The organism is Desulfobulbus alkaliphilus (assembly GCF_016918545.1).
Classification (GTDB): domain Bacteria; phylum Desulfobacterota; class Desulfobulbia; order Desulfobulbales; family Desulfobulbaceae; genus Desulfobulbus; species Desulfobulbus alkaliphilus.
In genome coordinates, this window is record NZ_JAFFQC010000014.1 from 24752 (window position 1) to 41669 (window position 16918).

Consider the following 16918-nt stretch of genomic DNA (forward strand, 5'->3'; position numbering starts at 1 on the left):
CTTAAGGATATCCAGGAGGAAGCACGCACCGACAGGTCTGTATGTATTCTCGCACCATGCAGTTGCACTCTGCCGGTACCTGGTGCGAACAAACCATTCCGCTTCAACAAAAAGTTAAATTCAGCAACTATCATCGTAACATATCAGTATTGATGCGTATTTTTGCCTGACTTCTCAGCTGTGCGATCCAATCTGACAGGAGCATATTTTTCTGGGCCGCGACCAGTTGTTGTTCCATGTCTTGACGGTATTCGCTTTTGAAGGTCTCCGGGCCACGACGACTCTCAAGTATTTCGTAGATATAGAAATCAGAACCGACGGCCAGCACCTGTTCTGGAAAAATGTCCACCCCGATATGGGCAAAAGCAGCCTGGCGAACCGGATCCGGCACATTATCCGGTGGACCGATTCGTTGTATGAATGAAGACTCCTGCCGTTCAATGTTGTCCGGCCAGACCCCTGTTTCCTGCAGCATATTCAAGGCTTCCTGCGCCGCAGCCTGGGCGATTTCGCCACTCCGACTTCTGGCATACTCCTCCTCAACCTGCCCACGTACCTCTGCCAGTTCAGGGACCACGGACGCTTTGATGTCCTCAACGAAAATAATTGCGTATCCGGTTTCAGTTGCCACAATCGAACTCAACTCACCCTTGCGCAGACTGAAAGCGGCCTGCAAAAATGAAGGGTCACTGACAACACTGTCCTCGGGAGGTTGATCCCGGGAGAAATAATCGGTTCGATGTAAGGGTTGCCCCCCTTCAGCATGGTACCGGTCCAGACTGCCGGTCCGCATAATTGCCTCGTAGGCGTCCGAGGCCCTTTTAAAAGTCATGCCCTTGCCGCGCTGCCGTTCCAATTCAGCGCGCAATTCCTGCTCCACTTCTTCAAGTGGTTGGGTCCTCTCTGGAACAATCTCCTCGAGTCGAATGATATGATACCCGAAAACTGAGCGCACCGGTCCTCGAACTTCACCGGCATCCATGGTAAACGCAGCTTCTTCAAAAGGCTGCACCATCCTTCCCCGACTGAAAAATCCGAGGTCTCCGCCAGTATCGCGAGTGGCATCCTCGGAATACATCCGTGCCAATTCCTGAAAACTCTCTCCCTGCTGGATCCTGGCCAACACACTCTCTGCCTGTACCCGTTGCGCCGTTTCCATCTCCGGGGAATCTTCCTCCGTAACCCGAAACAGGATGTGCCGGGCCCGTCGTTGCTCGGGTCTGAAATATCGATCGAGGTGCTCCTGATAATGCGCCTGAATCTGCGCCTGATCAATCGGTGCTTCCCTGAGGTCATCGGCCGAATCAAAGAAAAGATATTGCAGCGCATATTGCGGCGGCAGGGTAAACTTGTGTTTGTTGGCGGCATACCACGCCTCCAGCGCCTCATCTGTTACCTTGACCTGAGACTGAAAAGCCTCGCCCGAGAACCTGGCATGGGCAAGCCTGATCTCTTGTGCATAAAAGTCAAGCCAGTCCTGCACTTCCCGCTCGGAGACAGCGGCAAAAGAACCGACTGCTTGGATCACCCGATCGGCGAGCAGTTCGTTGCCAATTCCAGTTTCAAACATGGCAGGGGTCAGGCGATTTCGCTCAAGAATATGCTGATAGGCCGTCAGGTCAAACGCTCCGTTGGTCTGAAAGATGTCCATTTCCCCTATTGTTCGCTGAATCGTCTCGTTACTGACCGCCAAACCAACCCGCTTGCCCCCCTGACGCAACAATTCTTCCTGGATCAGCTGGTTCAGGACCTGTTCCCTGAGCCCGATTCCCGTAAAAAAATCAGGAGGCAACTGATCACCGAACTGTTGCCTGTAGCGATCAACAGTCTGGTCGTACTTCTGCTGAAAAGCACGGTAGGAAATCTCTTTGCCATTAACGGTGGCAAGAACATTGGGGCTGTCTCCGAGGTTAGTGCCAACACCCCAGAAAATGAAAACAATTGCGATAATAACAACAATCAGTTGCACAAAAATAGACTGCGCCTTTCTTCGAATAAAATCCAACATGGTACATTCGCCTTAACTAAAGTATCGGTTTCCCCGTATCTTCCGGAGCGGTATTATGGTCCATCTCCCAATAAGTTACCAGAGAAAAATGCACACGACCATCAGGAGATCGCGGGTGAAGTCTCCTTCAAAAAAATCAGGGTGATTGCTTGACAAAGCCCACCCCCTATAGTAAGAAACTGGTGATTTTTAAAATAGGATTCGATTACTCATCCATAAATAAACACTTTGGCCAAGGAGGAACACATGGCAACAATTGAGCACAAAGGCAAAAGCTACGAGGTAGACGAAGACGGCTTCCTGCTGAAAGGCGCTGACGAATGGGACGAAAACTGGGTAGATTACGTCAAGGGCGTTGAAGGAATCGCCGAAATCACTGACGAACACCAGAAAGTCATTGATGCCCTCCAGGAATACTACAAGAAGAACGGCATCGCCCCCATGGTTCGTATCCTTTCCAAAACCACCGGATTCCCGCTCAAGCGCATTTATGAACTCTTTCCATCCGGCCCAGGAAAGGGAGCCTGTAAAATGGCAGGATTGCCCAAGCCAACTGGTTGCGTCTGATTCATCCTTCCGCTGGTTATCAGTACCCAAAAAAGCCGCCCTCGGGGCGGCTTTTTTTAGCTGACAAGTATCTGGATCCATAAAGGCTGGACTCTTGTTTTTGATGTAATCTGCTGTAATCAGTTTACAATTTGGAAAAAATCTTTAACAATTCTCCTGCACCAGCCGCCCATCGTGGCGTTCGTCCACACGCTATCTTCATTACCCATAATCGTCCGACAACGTCTACTAGAATCCAACGGCCACGAAAACGAAGCTGACGCACCGACGAAAAGTCACGGACCCGAGAAGTAGACGTCACGGATGCAACAGATTATTTCGATTGGTTCACTGCCCTCCACCTGCTCACCTCCCTGAGCGCCTGTGCTGAAGAAAGTGTGCATTGCTCGTCACCTTTTCCGAGGTGTCCTGCTAGAAGGACATTTCCAGGAAATGAGCGTGAAAACGGGTCATATCGGCACCACAGATACCACAGACGAATTGCACAGTGCCAAAAATATTAGTATCACTTTCTTGCGGCGTAAAAGAGCCGTCACTGTTTTGCAGGTATCGAGTTGTCACCAGGACATTTTCAGCTATCTCAACAAAATTTTTAGTATTGCCGCATTGTTGACAGGCAACGCGGCCAGCCGGCTCACCGGATGGAATCTGCACTTTTTTCATCGATTATTCCGTCATCATCTTTGGAGAGGGAACCGTCCGTCACCGATCACGGGGTTTGTGCCTGTCTGGTTTATCTCGCTCTTGTCTTCCCTTGTTTCATGCGAAATGTCGCACCAAAAAAGCGGTGGCATCATTGAGCGGTGACTCCTCAGCACATTCTACCCGGGAAACTCTGGAGAAAGGCGAGCCGATGGCAAGCCACGCGACCAGCTCATCGACCTTGAGCAAAGCACCCTCACAGACAACCTCTACAGTCCCATCAGGCCGATTAGCAACCCAGCCTGAGAGGCCAAGTCGCAGAGCCTCTTGCCGGGTATGCTCACGAAAAGCAACCCCTTGAACCCTGCCGTATACCCGTGCGCGGACCCGCTTACGCTCCATTTTCATTCCTCCACCGCAGAGACCAACTGAATAAATTCCCTTTCGGAAAGAAGCGGCAGTTGCAGCTCGTGAGCTTTTTTCATTTTGCCACCCGCCTTTTCCCCGACAACGACATCCGTCACCCGCTCGCTGACCGTATTTGCCACCTGACCGCCCCGCACTTTGACTGATCGCTTGGCCTCCTCCCTTGACATGGTCTGCAAGGAACCGGTAAACAGAAAAACCCGGCCGGCAAGAGGCTGCGACCTTCCTTTATCCGCGGCCACCACTACAAGACCGGCCTTCTCGAGCCGTTCTATCATCCGATGAACATCTGGATCCTGAAAGAACAGGGAAAGACTGGCAGCCACCTGTTCACCAATTCCGTCAACTCGGCGAAATTGTTCTTCGTCCGCCGCCATGAGCTCGTGGAGACTTGTGAAATGTTCGGCCAGCGCCGCGGCAGTGACCTCACCTACATGTCGGATTCCCAAGGCTGCCAAAAACCTGGCCAATGGAATCCTCTTTCGATCCTCAATGGCAGCAACAACATTACGGGCCGATTTTTCGCCCCACCCTTCAAGGCTGGCAAGCTGTCCAGCGTCAAGGAAAAAGAAATCCGCAATATCACCAACCACTCCGGAACGAACAAGCTGTTCAACATTTTTTTTGCCCAGCCCATCCAGATCCAGTCCACTCTTGCCGGCAAAATAGATGAGACGTTGCTGCTGCTGCGCCCGACAATGCTCATTGACACAGCGGATAGCGGCCTCTCCCTGAACGCGCGCCAGCGGATGCCCGCACTCCGGGCAGGAGGCAGGAAACATGATGGGCTGCTCATCTCCGTTGCGCAGTTCGGGTACCGCCTTGATCACCTCCGGAATGACATCACCGGCCCGCTGCACCAGCACTGTATCACCAAGCCGCAGATCCTTTCGCTTCATCTCGTCTTGATTATGCAGGGTGGCCCGTTGGACAACCACCCCATCAATCTCCACCGGAGCCAGTAGAGCCACCGGCGTGACTACCCCGGTCCTGCCCACCTGGAAATCAACAGCCTCGATTTTCGTGGTCGCCTGCGTGGCTGGAAATTTCCAGGCAACAGCCCAGCGCGGCGCCCGGGCGGTGAATCCCAGACGTCGTTGCAAGGCAAAAGTATCGACCTTAACCACGAGACCATCGACTTCATAATCAAGTGCATGCCGCAGAGCCAACACCTGCTGATACTGCTGCTCGACCTCTCCAGGCAATCCACACCCCTTGACCAAAGGACTCACGGGAAAACCAATCCGGGACAGAATCGTCAGCAGAGCCTCCTGCCCCTCTGCCGGGAGAACCTCGGGATTAGCAACCCCATAGACAAAAAAGTCAAGTGGGCGCCGGGCAGTGATCCTCGGGTCAAGCTGGCGCAAGGAACCTGCAGCAGCATTGCGGGGATTGGCAAAAAGTGGTTCTCCCTGCTGGTGACGGAGTTGATTCAGCCTCTGAAACCCTTGCTTTGACAAAAACACTTCACCTCGGACATAGAGTTCGTCAGGAATGGGAATGTCCTGATCACCCTGCAATCGTAGAGGGATCGCTTTGACGGTTTTCAATTGCGCGGTAATATTTTCGCCAATCAATCCATCTCCTCGAGTGGAACCGGTGTGGAGAAAACCCTGGCGGTACACCAACTCCACCGCCAAACCGTCCACTTTGGGTTCAGTCATAAAACGAAGCGGTAGATCCGTGCGCAGAAAACGCTGGAGTTTTTCCTGAAAAGATTGGAATTCGATCGTGGAGAAAATATTGTCCAAGCTGAGCATGGGATGAACATGCCGCACCGCTGTAAAACCCTCGGCAACAGACCCTCCAAGGCGATGACTGGGGGAATCTGCACTGACAAGATCTGGATAGCGCGCCTCAAGTGCCAGTAATTCCTGGAACAGCAGGTCATACTCTCCATCGGAAATAACCGGATCATCAAGGACATGATAACGATGATCATGATAGCGGATCAGTTCTCGCACTTTTTCCAGGCGCGCCTTCGCTTCAAGCTTTTCCGTTTCCTTACTCATCGAGCAACAGACCACCCTTGGCGATGTTATCCCTGCTCTCCTCGTCAATAAAAATGAGGATAGATTCTTTTGGTTTGTCCGCGGCTTCGGCGATCACATCGGTAACCCCGCGAACAATACGCTTTTTCTGCTCCCTGGTCAGGGCTCCGGCGACTCGAATACTCACGTACGGCATATCAACACCTCTTGATTGGTAACCTGCCTGCAACGGTGGCAGACACCTGAATCCGTGACGACTGGACGCTTGTTTTGGATATATTTTACTGTCATCATATTATTATTGCAGCTCAACCCTGGAAAAAAACTTTCACCAGCCGCCTTTCGGGGCATCCGTCCGCACGCCATCTTCATTACCCGTAACCGTCCGATAAAGTGTACTTTCACCGAACGGTCACGAACAACGAAGCTAACGCACGGACGAACGCTCACGGATTCAGGAGACAGAGAACATTCCCCCGATCCTGCAGAGCATTTTTGCAAGACAAACCGTTTCAACAGAGGTAACATATAGCAAAATATTCATTTTTCGTCGATCAGGATTCCATCGTTGCACTTGCAACCGCCGACCACCGGATCCGTCACCACTCTTGAAGGCTGATCCTGTCTGATTGGCCATGCGCCTGTAGAATACGCCTCACGGCCGCTCGGGTTTACTGGGACGTGACCGCCTTCTGCAGCCTCCCACCGCGGACATTTGCGGCTGTGCAAGCTGGGCACCTGTGATTGCTTGCCCAGGTCGACCATCCTATCTCACAACACAGGACCATCAGCATGCACGTCATTGTTACCGGTGGCACCGGTTATATCGGCAGCCACACCTGCCTGGAACTGCTCAACGCCGGTTTCCGAGTGACCGTTATCGATAATCTCAGTAATGCAAGCCCCAAAGCCATCCAAAGAGTCGAGGAACTCAGCAACCGGACTCTCACTTTTATGGAACTTGATCTGTTGGATTTAACCGATCTCCGCCAGGCCTTCAGAGATTGTCCGGACGCAGCGGCTGTCATTCACTTTGCCGGCCTGAAAGCCGTCGGGGAGTCGGTGCAGTATCCACTGCGCTACTATCAAAACAATATCATCTCAACCCTCAATCTTTGTCAGGTCATGGCAGAACAAGAGGTCAAGACCATAGTCTTTTCCTCTTCCGCCACGGTGTACGGTGACCCGGTATCCGTTCCCATCAGGGAATCCTTTCCTCTCTCGTGCACCAACCCCTATGGTCGTACAAAATTAATGATTGAAGAGATACTTGGTGACCTCTTCAGAGCAGATCCGCAATGGAATATTGCCCTGCTTCGCTATTTCAACCCGGTCGGCGCCCATCCCAGTGGTCGGATAGGGGAGGATCCGGAGGGAATTCCCAATAATCTCATGCCTTATATTACCCAGGTTGCCATTGGCAAACTGCAGGAACTTTCAGTTTTCGGCAACGATTACCCAACGCCGGACGGTACCGGGGTGCGCGATTACATTCATGTTGTCGATCTGGCCACGGGTCATCTGCGTGCCCTGGAAAAGCTCGAGGAAAATCCCGGTATAGTGACCTATAACCTGGGGACAGGGCGAGGGTATTCCGTACTTGAAATGATCAGGGCCTTTGAGTCGGCCAGTGGCCAATCGATTCCATACCGGATAACCAGCCGTCGCGCCGGAGATATCGCCCAATGTTATGCTGATCCAACTCTGGCCCGCAAAGAACTGGGCTGGTATGCTGCATTCGGATTACATGAAATGTGTCGAGACGCCTGGCGCTGGCAAACTGCAAATCCTCGTGGCTATAGATAGTTCTTGAACGGAACCCTGTGATGACTGAAGACAATCTGTATGCAGCAGGTCGTGTTGATCAAGACTTCAGTTTTAATGATCGGGTGGCGGAAGTCTTCGACGACATGCTCGAACGATCCATCCCCTTTTATCGAACGGTCATGGACTGTATGGCGCAATTGCTTGTCAACAGGTTACCGGAGGGGGCAACCCTCTACGATCTTGGCAGTTCCACCGGTACGACTCTGCTCGAACTGACCCGGCGCATGACTGCCAAAAAAGTCCACTACATCGGCATTGACAATGCGCCAGCCATGGTGGCAAAAGCACGACAAAAAAGTGCCCAATATGGAAAAAGCGAGATGCTTCAATTTCGCCTGGACGATATAACCCGTTGTCCCCTTCCAGACGCATCAGCGATTATCTGTAACTACACCATGCAGTTTCTTCGTCCCATGACTCGCCAAGTGTTTATCGAACGGCTGTACCGGGAACTCTCTGCCGGCGGCATATTGATACTCAGTGAAAAAACCATCGCTGCGGCAGGGCGGCTCAACCGGGATTTCATCGAACAATACCATGCTTTTAAAATGAAGCAGGGGTATTCGGAACTGGAAATTTCCGCCAAGCGAGAAGCCCTTGAAAACGTGCTGGTCCCTTTTTCCGTTGACGAAAATATCGCCATGCTTCGCCATGCCGGATTCGAAGAAATCGAAATATTTTTCAAATGGTTTAACTTCACCTCGATGGTAGCCCTCAAACAGCCCTGAAATGGACTTTGCTCAACGTTTTCCCTCTGCCGACACGCTCCGTCTGCAAGAGATGCTCAATGAAAAAACGGCCTGGATCAGTCAGGATAAAAAAGGATTTCTCCGCTACCGGCTCCCTTTGCAGACCGTCCAGGATCTTCATGCCTCCTTTTGTGACTTTTCCGGTGATGTGGTGCGCATCGGAACTCCGGAGGATCTGACACCGAGCGAGCAACAACGGGTGTATTCAGTGCTCCGCGGGTTAATGCCGTGGAGAAAAGGTCCATTTTCGGTTTTCGGTGTTGATATTGACGCCGAGTGGCGCAGTGAGCGAAAATGGAACCGTATCGTCCCCGAACTGCCCCCGCTTGCAGGAAAAGTCATCGCCGATATAGGTTGCAATAACGGCTACTACATGTTCCGTCTGGCTGCGTATGAGCCGGAATTTGTCCTTGGGTTTGAGCCCTATGTCCAACACTATTTCACGTTTCAAACCCTCAACACTTTTGCCAGGCAGCCCAACCTCCGGGTTGAGCTCCTCGGGATTGAACATCTTGCCCTGTTTCCCGATTGCTTTGATGTCATCTTCTGCCTTGGCATCCTCTATCATCGGCCGTCTCCTGTGGACGCTCTCCGCGATCTTCATTGCGCTTTGAAACCGGGGGGATGGTTATTTGTTGAATCCCAGGCTGTGCCCGGCACTGAGCCAGTAGCGCTTTTTCCCCGTCACACTTATGCCAAAGCGCCGGGGACCTGGTTCGTTCCCACCGCCACCTGCCTTCACAATTGGGTGACACGCGTTGGCTTTGAGGAAACCAGGGTGTTCTGTGAGCATCCCATGAGCAGCCGGGAACAGCGCCGGACACCATGGATGAATTATGAATCCTACGAAGATTTCATTGACAAGAACAACCCGAATCTTACTATAGAAGGGTATCCTGCACCCCGCCGGGTATTCTTGAAGGCAAAAAAAGCAGCTGTTCACTCCCTGCGGCAGTCTTCGCCGAGAATCTCGATATCTCCCAATAACAACCAAGGTGATTTGATATGAATCCACAAAACTGTACCCTGTACCACGGCGGCCTCAAAGGCGCGGAAACGGCATTCGGAGAAAATGCTGAAAAATATGGCGTTCAAGAGGTTATCTTTACCTTTGAAAATCATCGCCTCAACCGCGAACGGAACACAGTCCTGCTGGGTGTCGAAGATTTACAACGAGGTGATATCAGTATGGAACTCGCCTCCAGGATGATGAACCGAACCTACTATGAGACAGAAAAAATCCGCAAGGTTTTGCAAACCATTTACCATATGGTCAACAAGGGACACCAGGTCTTTGTCATCGGCACCATCCTGGATGATGACTCGGTCAAGGGAGGAACCGGCTGGGCGGTTGAACTGGCGAAATTATTCAATCGACCTCTCCATGTCTTTGACCAGAATCAAACCCAATGGTTCACCTGGAAAGAAGGCGCATGGAAGGAGGATGACCCGAGAATCTGTTACAACACTTTTGTCGGCTCCGGAACCCGGTACCTCAGTGATCACGGTATAGCCGCCATTGAACAATTGTTTGCCCAGAGTTTTGAAAAAAAATAAAGGTCGTGCATGGATCGCGCCATATCCGAAACGTCCTCCCGGGGAATGGCGCGATCCGAATGATGACCCCGCTGATGTGAAACACAGCCGATAATCCGTTTACCAACGACATACGACCAGAAGCACCTCCTCAGGGAGATAGACCTCACCCCTGGAGAAACAGACAGCAGCAGATCTGCTCGATTTTGCCACACTCCTGGAGGTTTTCCGTCTCCAGAACGTCTCCTCCTCCTGGATACAGAACACTGACAGCGCCTCGCTGAAAACCTCCCGCCGGAACCAGCCAGTCCCTGCGAAAATTGACGAAATATTGTCACCGTCTTCCCGACACCCATTCCAGGCCTCTGGCACTCTTGGAGGGGATCTCTTCTGGAAGCTTTAGCTTGCATTCTTCATTGCGGTTTATTATACGAACAGGTGTTGTCTGAGCTGTCGACAGGGTGACAGACACAGCGGCAGGCCATCTTTCAGCGGCTATAAGGCAGTCTCTACAGAGCCCGAAAGTTGAAGCGGCTCCCAGCAGCATTGTTCCTGACGTGAGCACCCCAGTCCCCCAGTTTCCTTGCCGGCAGTGCCCATTGGCTGAAAGCTGAACGGACACGGTCCCTTGATGAGATCGTGTACCTCCTTCAACCCGTTTCCTGATATGGACCATACCCACCAACATTCTGAAACCACCGACACACCTGGAGCAAAACAAACAAGAGTACTGAGCGACAGTACCAGCAAGCTCGCCCTGACAGTGGGATTTTTATGTATCCTGATTTTAGTGGCAGGGACGCTGCAAGGAATTGTCGCCTTCAAGACCAACAAAGAGCTCAACGATCAGATAGATCAATTGATCGCTGAACGGTCACATCCTGCGCCGATGCCAGATCTCATCGACCTGCAAGCCGAGGTTGACGCCTTGAAAGTCCAGCTGGCAGCCGCTCGGAAAGCTTCCCTCACCCATTTTGAAGGAGAAAAGGCGGAACATGAAGCGAGCAGTAATCCGCTCAAGGCCCAGCAGCATGATCAACCGCATGCCTGCATTGTTGTGAGTGGCGGAGACAAAAAACAGATAGCGGGATCCATGCCACCCCAGCAGAGGATAGATAAAGACCTGACAAATGAGCCCCCCCACAGCGGCGGGCTCTTTATTGCCACACCGAAAGAACGACTGGAGCAACAAGGGCGGCGTCATCCGGACGATCACTTCGCCAGCATCGCCAATCTTCCCTTGGGCAAACCAGTCCCAACAGCGATCAGCTCACCCTTCGGCACAAGAATCGACCCCATAAATGGACGAAAAGCCTTTCATGAAGGTATTGATTTTCGTGGAAAAACTGGTGATCCGGTCAAGGCAACCGGCCCAGGTGTGGTCAAACGTTCACTGTACACCAAGGATTACGGACACCACATTGTTCTTTGCCATAACAATGGGTATGAAACGCTCTACGCTCATCTCAGTCAACGCCAGGTCAAGCGGGGAGAACGGGTACAAGCGGGGCAGCAGATCGGTTTGGTGGGAAACAGTGGCCGTAGCACAGGTCCGCACCTGCATTACGAGATCCGCCAGAACGGTACTCCCGTGGACCCGATGAAATTTATCCGCATTGCCCAGTTGATGGAGCCGGCAAAACGACCGGGTCCAACACGTGTTGCCGATTCCCGCAACACTTCAGGTGTGCCAATTCTCCGCAGGTGAAGTTATCCGCACCTGTTCCCTGGAAAAAAAAATCCCTGGATCAGTGACCCCGCCGTCACGGATCCAGGAAATAACTATTTGCCGATACAAAAGCGGCTGAAAACCGCATCAAGAACTTCTTCAGAGGTGGTTACCCCAGTAATGTCGCTTAAATAATCAAGGGCCAATTGCAACTCCACCGCCAACAGATCGACGGATGAACCCTCGGCTACCGCAGCATTGAAACGACGACAGGTGGCAAGGGTTTTATTGAGCACGGAACGATGGCGGGCATTGGGAGCGCAGGTCATCTGTTCACGGATGCGGGCGCCGCGGACATCGACGACCCGCAAAAACATAGCCTCCTGCAAAGCATCAAGTCCTTGCCCGTTCCTGGCCGATATCGATACAACCTCTTCACCGGAAAACAGCGTTTTGAGATCCGTCAGTTGGTCAGGAGTAACAAGATCCTGTTTATTGAGGATAACCAGACGATTTTTGTCCTGAAGCAGCTGAAAGAGTTCGCTGTCACCTGCGCCAACTCCGTTGTTCGCGTCCACCACAAAGAGCACCAGATCCGCTGCCTCCATCTTCTGCCTGGCCCGTTCTATCCCCAGTGCCTCAACCGGATCTTCATGAACCCTGATGCCGGCGGTATCAACAAGATGAAACGGAATGCCGCGGACAGCAATGCACTCCTCGATGGTATCCCGCGTCGTTCCGGGAAGAGCAGTAACCAAGGCTCGCTCCTCGCGCAACAAGCCATTCAATAAACTCGATTTGCCTACATTGGGGCGACCGACGATGGCTACCCGAACGCCTTCGCGAAGAATTTTCCCTTGATCGGACATGGCAATCAGCTCTTCAAGAGGAGCCATCACCTGCGACCTTACCCGTTCAACGGCTAAGGCCCCGTCAAATATCTCGACGTCATCTTCAGGAAAATCAATCGCCACTTCAAGTAATCCGAGGATGCCGATCAATTCCTGGCGGATTTCTTCAAGAATATCGAAAAGAGCCCCTCGCAATTGACTGGCTGCCAATCTAGCGCTTATATCGGTCTGGGCCTGCAACAGATCCAGTACCGCCTCGGCCCGGGTCAGGTCGATTCTTCCGGCGAGAAAGGCCCTTTTGGTGAATTCGCCCGGATCGGCGTGACGTACCCCAAGTTCAAGGACCTTGCGGAGAATTTCTTCGAGGACCAAATAGGATCCGTGACATTGTAACTCAACGATGTCTTCACGGGTATAAGTGCGCGGTGCCCGCATATAGACCGCAAGAGCCTCATCGATAACGGCTCCCTCCTCATCGACAATTGTCCCGTAATACAATTTGTGGCTGATAAAATCAGCATTCCGTGCCTGAGGAACAAAAACTGCTCTCAACACTGTCAGGGCTTGAGGCCCGGATATGCGGATAATACCAATTCCTCCAATACCGCCGGGAGCAGTGGCAATAGCCGCGATGGTTTCAATCGCCGGATGAGCGGCCACCTTGACCTCCCCGACGCTTTTTTGCCGCAGGGCGCCGTCCTTTTCCAGGCTTATAGATCAACACCTTTTTAAACAATCCCTCGCCTACGGAACGACTCCGCACCCCTTTTTCTTCTTGAAGCACCATATGGATGACGCGTCGTTCGGAGGGATTGAGCGCTGGAATAGCCTGGGTTTTTCCATCTCTCTTGACAAGTTCCGCTAACTCCAGAGCACGCTCTCTCAGTTCCTCTGCCCGTTTTTGGCGGAAATTGCCAGCGTCCATGGCAAGCATGACTCTGTCTGGCAGGTGTCGAGCAACCATTTTACGCAATAAATACTGAATACTGTCAAGAGTCCTCCCTTCCGGACCAATCACCTGAGATTCGTGCGCCCCGGCAACACGGCAGTGGACGGTATTGTGAGTATAACTGACATCAACCTCAGCGGGCAATCCCATGATTTGCAACAACTGTTGCAAATCGTCTCGAATTGCGACGAGATTCTCCTCGGAGGGTGGCTCTAAGGCCGAATCCGGTTCAAGATCTTCGCTCTCGTCTTCATCATCAACACCCTCTTCATGGATGGTATCGCCCTTCGCTACATTCACCAAAACCTTTTCTGCCTTGACCACATGGTTGACCTCGGCGGGCCTGTCAACCTCCTGAAGTGCTTCCGATGCAAGCGATTCATCCACAACAGGGAGGGTGTCGGGGGCATCTTTTTCGCGATGGGTTGCTTTACGGTATACCCGGATATGTGCCTTTTTTTTACAGAGACCAAAAATTCCCGCGGAACCGGTTTCCATAACCTGTATGTCCAGTTCCTCCCGCGAAACCCCAAGCTCCTTGCAGGCCAATTCTATCACTTCAGAGATGTCTTTTCCGAAAAAATCTTTTCCCTTGCTCATGAACTAGCTCTCTGATTCGAATATCAGGCCTTACTTTGACGATTAATCAACTGCTGCTGCAAAATGGAAAGCAGGTTGTTGATAAACCAGTACAGCACCAGACCTGATGCAAAATTAACAAACAGAATAGTGAAAACAACCGGTAAAAACTGCATGATACGAGCCTGCATCGGATCGGCAGTGGTAGGAGTCATCTTCATCTGAAAATACATGGATGCACCCATCAGCAACGTCAATATCGGGAGACCATGCAGATATGGAATATCAAAACCCACCCACAGTCTATCCGGGGCGGAAAGATCATTGATCCACAGCATGAAAGGAGCGTGCCGCAATTCTATCGCCGCCAGGAGCACCTTATACAGGGCGAAAAAGAAGGGCAACTGGAGCAGCATAGGCAGACATCCGCCCAGAGGATTCACCTTGTACGTCTTGTACAGGGCCATCATCTCCTGATTCATCTTCGTCGGATCACCCTTGAATTTTTCCCTCAATTTTGCGACTTTAGGCTGAAGCTTCTGCATGTTTTTCATCGACTTCATACCTTTCTGGGAAAGCGGCCAGAAAACCAGCTTGATCAATACCGTCAACAGAATAATCGCGACCCCGTAATTCCCAGCGTATTGATAGAAAAAATTGAGCAACCAGAGCATGGGCTTGGCAATAAAATCGAACCACCCGAAATTAACTGATTTGGCCAGATTGCTGTTAAGGGAGTTGTCGATCTCTTTGAGCACCTCCAGTTTCTTTGGGCCAAAATAGAGCTTGTATGTATAAACCTGTGACGCGCCGGCGGGAAGAACCCTGATTCCTTCTGAGATCAAGGTCCTGACCTGCCCCCCGGCTCCCTGCACGGTCACCAGGTGCATTTCATTTGCTGGCGGGATTACAGATGTCATAAAATAGTTATCAACATATCCGGTCCAACTGACCTGACCTTGGAAAATAACCGGGCCCTCATGCAACCTTTTTGTTTTAATCTCCTCCAATTCGCCATTGACGAAGGCAGCCGGACCGGCAAAGAGAAACTTACTTGTCGGGCTGGCGTGGGCGAAGGGCTCATTGCGCAAAGACAAGGCCGGAGAAATTTGCAGTGCTGTATCTGTTATATTTTCAACCGCATGCTCAACACTGATCAGATAACTATCGCCATGAAAGGTCATGGTGCGAACGATTCGAATCCCTTCAGCAAGTTCGGCGGTCATTACCAACTTGCCTTCTTCCTGGTGCGAATGTAACACCAGAGCGGTTTCTTCTGCCCTGTAGACAGGAATCGACGTGCCACCATCGTTATCAAGGGAAAAAAGTACAGGGAGGTCGGGCGGCTGCCGGGGAAGAAAGAGTTGCATCGGTCCGGAATCCAGCTCTATTCCGGTACGGAACTCATTGAGAACAAAACTCTTGAATCCCCCTCCATGTTCATGGAGCACTGCGGTGAACAGTGGTGTGTCCACACTGATGGCCCTGGCTTCCCGATCAATCGGTACCGATTCTGGCCTGTCAATGGGACTGGTAGCCGGATCTGGCAAGGCCTGGATCCCGGTGCTCACCTCTTCCTGCTGAATCGTAGCAGTCTGTGGGGCTTCTTGGGGAGGAGCAGGCCTGTAAAAGAAATACTGATAACCGACCAGGATGAGAAACGACAAAATAATAGCCAGAAAGGCTCTGTACAAATCCATTATATGTACCTTTGAAAACGCTGCTGCAGCAGTGAGGTTGCGGAGGCGGGAAAAGGCTCCACGCAGACGTATGCATGGTTACTTGACCGGGTCAAATCCTCCACGGGAAAAGGGATGACAACGAGCAATACGCCATACAGCCAGCAAAGCACCGCGGACTACACCGTACCTGGTTACGGCTTCTATAGCGTATTGAGAGCACGAGGGGACAAAACGGCAGGCAGGAGGGAAAAGTGGGGAAAGTATATACTGGTACATTCGGAAGACCAAGACAAGGATTCTCCTGGGCATAGTATGCCAGCGGAGGCAGCCATTATCAGCTGTGGATGTTTCCAGATCCTTGTTCAAGCCAACGGTCTCCGCTTGTTTTGCGCACCGAGAATCTCTTCCATGCTGGCTTGCAACGCACTGAGACTGTTCGTTTGAAACCCGGGCCCAATGGTGACAACGATGTCACTGTTGGCTGGAAACATATTTCGGTTGAGCCGGAAGGTTTCCCGGATCAACCGTTTAATCCTGTTTCTGCGCACAGCATTGCCGATCTTTTTCTGCACACTTATTCCCAAACGGTTGAAACCTACGCCATTGGGCAAGACAATGATATTGTATCCATTCCCTCGCAACCGATGCCCAAGTTGATAGACGCGCTGAAATTGCCTTGTCTTTGTGAGCAGATGTGTTTTAGGAAGAGCATGCCTGCCCAATTACGGTTCCGGATCAAGCAGCTAATTGCTTACGGCCCTTGGCTCTTCTCCGCTTGATGACAGCCTGCCCGGCCCGGGTCCTCATGCGAACAAGAAATCCATGGGTTCGGGCACGTTTGATATTGCTGGGCTGGAAGGTTCTTTTGCTCATGATAAGGTTCCTTTCATTAAATCAATCTGTTGCGTACAGGATTGGTGGTGTTTTATATGGCACTCAGAGGCCGTCCGGACATCTTGAGGCAGGACGACAGGAGATAACCTGAATCCGTGAGCAGAATAATCAAAAGCCCGGAGTTACGCCCCAAAGAAAAGCATCCATATCTGCCCGTCCCGCAAGAAGTCATCGCTGCATCCTTGAGTACAAGTGGACCACTTGACCTCACGCAGTTTCATCGATTGCCTCCATAGGTTCTCCACGACGGTTTTTGCGAGTTCAACGAAACTCAAAAGGATAATTTTAATCACAACGTATTCTTTCTGTCAAATTATTTCACCTGTATCCATAAAGAATGCAATGAGCCACCACTTCTTCAGAGGTGAAAACGGCGCCCTCGCGGCCAGGAAACAATCAATTCTGGATCCGTGGGTGCTCGCCCATGCGGCAGTTCTGTTGTTCGTGGCCGTTTGATTCAAGCTGTCGTCATAGGACCGGTAGGGGTGATGAAAATGGCGTACGTAGGGACGCTCTCGGATTCTGGCTGTGATCACCCACAATACAGA

General features: G+C 51.7%; 17 protein-coding genes. 7 read left to right on the forward strand and 10 right to left on the reverse strand.

Annotation, left to right across the window (positions count from 1 at the left end; translation table 11 throughout):
• Positions 1-130: 130 nt before the first annotated feature.
• Complete coding sequence (locus JWG43_RS09040) at positions 131-2008, reverse strand: SurA N-terminal domain-containing protein (protein ID WP_205242592.1); 1878 nt, start codon at positions 2006-2008, stop codon at positions 131-133.
• 246 nt (positions 2009-2254) lie between these two features.
• Here JWG43_RS09040 and JWG43_RS09045 point away from each other — a divergent pair, with 246 nt between their 5' ends.
• Positions 2255-2575, forward strand: a complete 321-nt coding sequence (locus JWG43_RS09045; protein WP_205242593.1) for a TusE/DsrC/DsvC family sulfur relay protein — start codon at positions 2255-2257, stop codon at positions 2573-2575.
• 411 nt (positions 2576-2986) lie between these two features.
• On the opposite strand, the gene JWG43_RS09050 is transcribed toward JWG43_RS09045, so the two are convergent.
• From JWG43_RS09050 to JWG43_RS09065, 4 genes are all read right to left on the reverse strand, one after another.
• Entirely contained in the window at positions 2987-3238 is a 252-nt protein-coding gene (locus JWG43_RS09050) for a hypothetical protein (RefSeq protein ID WP_205242594.1), read from the reverse strand.
• 96 nt (positions 3239-3334) lie between these two features.
• A complete protein-coding gene (locus JWG43_RS09055) occupies positions 3335-3619 on the reverse strand; it encodes an acylphosphatase (protein ID WP_205242595.1) in 285 nt (94 codons plus the stop codon).
• 2 nt (positions 3620-3621) lie between these two features.
• Positions 3622-5655 carry an NAD-dependent DNA ligase LigA gene (gene ligA, locus JWG43_RS09060; protein WP_205242596.1) on the reverse strand — a complete coding sequence of 678 codons (2034 nt, stop codon included), beginning with the start codon at positions 5653-5655 and terminating at the stop codon, positions 3622-3624.
• A complete protein-coding gene (locus JWG43_RS09065; RefSeq protein WP_205242597.1) occupies positions 5648-5830 on the reverse strand; it encodes a tautomerase family protein in 183 nt (60 codons plus the stop codon). Before JWG43_RS09065 ends, ligA begins: the two co-directional genes overlap by 8 nt.
• Positions 5831-6426: 596 nt before the next feature.
• Here JWG43_RS09065 and galE point away from each other — a divergent pair.
• The 5 genes from galE to JWG43_RS09090 all read left to right on the forward strand — a co-directional run bounded on the left by galE (position 6427) and on the right by JWG43_RS09090 (position 11454).
• Positions 6427-7440 (forward strand): UDP-glucose 4-epimerase GalE, encoded by a 1014-nt coding sequence (gene galE / locus JWG43_RS09070; protein ID WP_205242598.1) that lies wholly within the window; start codon positions 6427-6429, stop codon positions 7438-7440.
• Between the two features lie 20 nt (positions 7441-7460).
• Positions 7461-8189 (forward strand): carboxy-S-adenosyl-L-methionine synthase CmoA, encoded by a 729-nt coding sequence (gene cmoA / locus JWG43_RS09075; RefSeq protein ID WP_205242599.1) that lies wholly within the window; start codon positions 7461-7463, stop codon positions 8187-8189.
• Position 8190: 1 nt separating this feature from the next.
• Positions 8191-9219, forward strand: a complete 1029-nt coding sequence (cmoB, locus tag JWG43_RS09080; protein WP_205242600.1) for a tRNA 5-methoxyuridine(34)/uridine 5-oxyacetic acid(34) synthase CmoB — start codon at positions 8191-8193, stop codon at positions 9217-9219.
• A complete protein-coding gene (locus JWG43_RS09085; protein WP_205242601.1) occupies positions 9216-9767 on the forward strand; it encodes a hypothetical protein in 552 nt (183 codons plus the stop codon). The genes cmoB and JWG43_RS09085 overlap by 4 nt, the downstream gene beginning before the upstream one ends.
• 610 nt (positions 9768-10377) lie before the next feature.
• A complete protein-coding gene (locus JWG43_RS09090; RefSeq protein WP_205242602.1) occupies positions 10378-11454 on the forward strand; it encodes a M23 family metallopeptidase in 1077 nt (358 codons plus the stop codon).
• Positions 11455-11528: 74 nt separating this feature from the next.
• Here JWG43_RS09090 and mnmE read toward each other — a convergent pair whose 3' ends face one another.
• The 4 genes from mnmE to yidD all read right to left on the reverse strand — a co-directional run bounded on the left by mnmE (position 11529) and on the right by yidD (position 15785).
• Positions 11529-12926, reverse strand: a complete 1398-nt coding sequence (gene mnmE, locus JWG43_RS09095; RefSeq protein ID WP_205242603.1) for a tRNA uridine-5-carboxymethylaminomethyl(34) synthesis GTPase MnmE — start codon at positions 12924-12926, stop codon at positions 11529-11531.
• Positions 12904-13815: a Jag family protein gene (locus JWG43_RS09100; RefSeq protein WP_205242604.1), complete on the reverse strand. Its 912-nt coding sequence runs from the start codon at positions 13813-13815 to the stop codon at positions 12904-12906. Before JWG43_RS09100 ends, mnmE begins: the two co-directional genes overlap by 23 nt.
• 23 nt (positions 13816-13838) lie before the next feature.
• The gene (yidC, locus tag JWG43_RS09105) at positions 13839-15494 is read right to left on the reverse strand and encodes a membrane protein insertase YidC (RefSeq protein WP_205242605.1); all 1656 of its coding nucleotides are present in this window, start codon (positions 15492-15494) and stop codon (positions 13839-13841) included.
• Between the two features lie 78 nt (positions 15495-15572).
• Positions 15573-15785, reverse strand: a complete 213-nt coding sequence (yidD, locus tag JWG43_RS09110; protein ID WP_205242606.1) for a membrane protein insertion efficiency factor YidD — start codon at positions 15783-15785, stop codon at positions 15573-15575.
• 35 nt (positions 15786-15820) lie between these two features.
• On the opposite strand from yidD, the gene JWG43_RS20570 reads away from it, so the two are divergent.
• Entirely contained in the window at positions 15821-16255 is a 435-nt protein-coding gene (locus JWG43_RS20570) for a hypothetical protein (protein ID WP_443112633.1), read from the forward strand.
• Here the strand turns inward: JWG43_RS20570 and rpmH are convergent.
• Positions 16212-16349, reverse strand: a complete 138-nt coding sequence (rpmH, locus tag JWG43_RS09120; protein WP_205242607.1) for a 50S ribosomal protein L34 — start codon at positions 16347-16349, stop codon at positions 16212-16214. The genes JWG43_RS20570 and rpmH overlap by 44 nt on opposite strands.
• Positions 16350-16918 lie beyond the last annotated feature (569 nt).

Bases quoted from the DNA above. Each gene is read 5' to 3' on its own strand.
- JWG43_RS09040 (WP_205242592.1), bottom strand. From the start codon at position 2,008: ATGTTGGATTTTATTCGAAGAAAGGCGCAGTCTATTTTTGTGCAACTG.
- JWG43_RS09045 (WP_205242593.1), top strand. From the start codon at position 2,255: ATGGCAACAATTGAGCACAAAGGCAAAAGCTACGAGGTAGACGAAGAC.
- JWG43_RS09050 (WP_205242594.1), bottom strand. From the start codon at position 3,238: ATGAAAAAAGTGCAGATTCCATCCGGTGAGCCGGCTGGCCGCGTTGCC.
- JWG43_RS09055 (WP_205242595.1), bottom strand. From the start codon at position 3,619: ATGGAGCGTAAGCGGGTCCGCGCACGGGTATACGGCAGGGTTCAAGGG.
- ligA (WP_205242596.1), bottom strand. From the start codon at position 5,655: ATGAGTAAGGAAACGGAAAAGCTTGAAGCGAAGGCGCGCCTGGAAAAA.
- JWG43_RS09065 (WP_205242597.1), bottom strand. From the start codon at position 5,830: ATGCCGTACGTGAGTATTCGAGTCGCCGGAGCCCTGACCAGGGAGCAG.
- galE (WP_205242598.1), top strand. From the start codon at position 6,427: ATGCACGTCATTGTTACCGGTGGCACCGGTTATATCGGCAGCCACACC.
- cmoA (WP_205242599.1), top strand. From the start codon at position 7,461: ATGACTGAAGACAATCTGTATGCAGCAGGTCGTGTTGATCAAGACTTC.
- cmoB (WP_205242600.1), top strand. From the start codon at position 8,191: ATGGACTTTGCTCAACGTTTTCCCTCTGCCGACACGCTCCGTCTGCAA.
- JWG43_RS09085 (WP_205242601.1), top strand. From the start codon at position 9,216: ATGAATCCACAAAACTGTACCCTGTACCACGGCGGCCTCAAAGGCGCG.
- JWG43_RS09090 (WP_205242602.1), top strand. From the start codon at position 10,378: ATGAGATCGTGTACCTCCTTCAACCCGTTTCCTGATATGGACCATACC.
- JWG43_RS09100 (WP_205242604.1), bottom strand. From the start codon at position 13,815: ATGAGCAAGGGAAAAGATTTTTTCGGAAAAGACATCTCTGAAGTGATA.
- yidC (WP_205242605.1), bottom strand. From the start codon at position 15,494: ATGGATTTGTACAGAGCCTTTCTGGCTATTATTTTGTCGTTTCTCATC.
- yidD (WP_205242606.1), bottom strand. From the start codon at position 15,785: ATGCCCAGGAGAATCCTTGTCTTGGTCTTCCGAATGTACCAGTATATA.
- JWG43_RS20570 (WP_443112633.1), top strand. From the start codon at position 15,821: ATGTTTCCAGATCCTTGTTCAAGCCAACGGTCTCCGCTTGTTTTGCGC.
- rpmH (WP_205242607.1), bottom strand. From the start codon at position 16,349: ATGAGCAAAAGAACCTTCCAGCCCAGCAATATCAAACGTGCCCGAACC.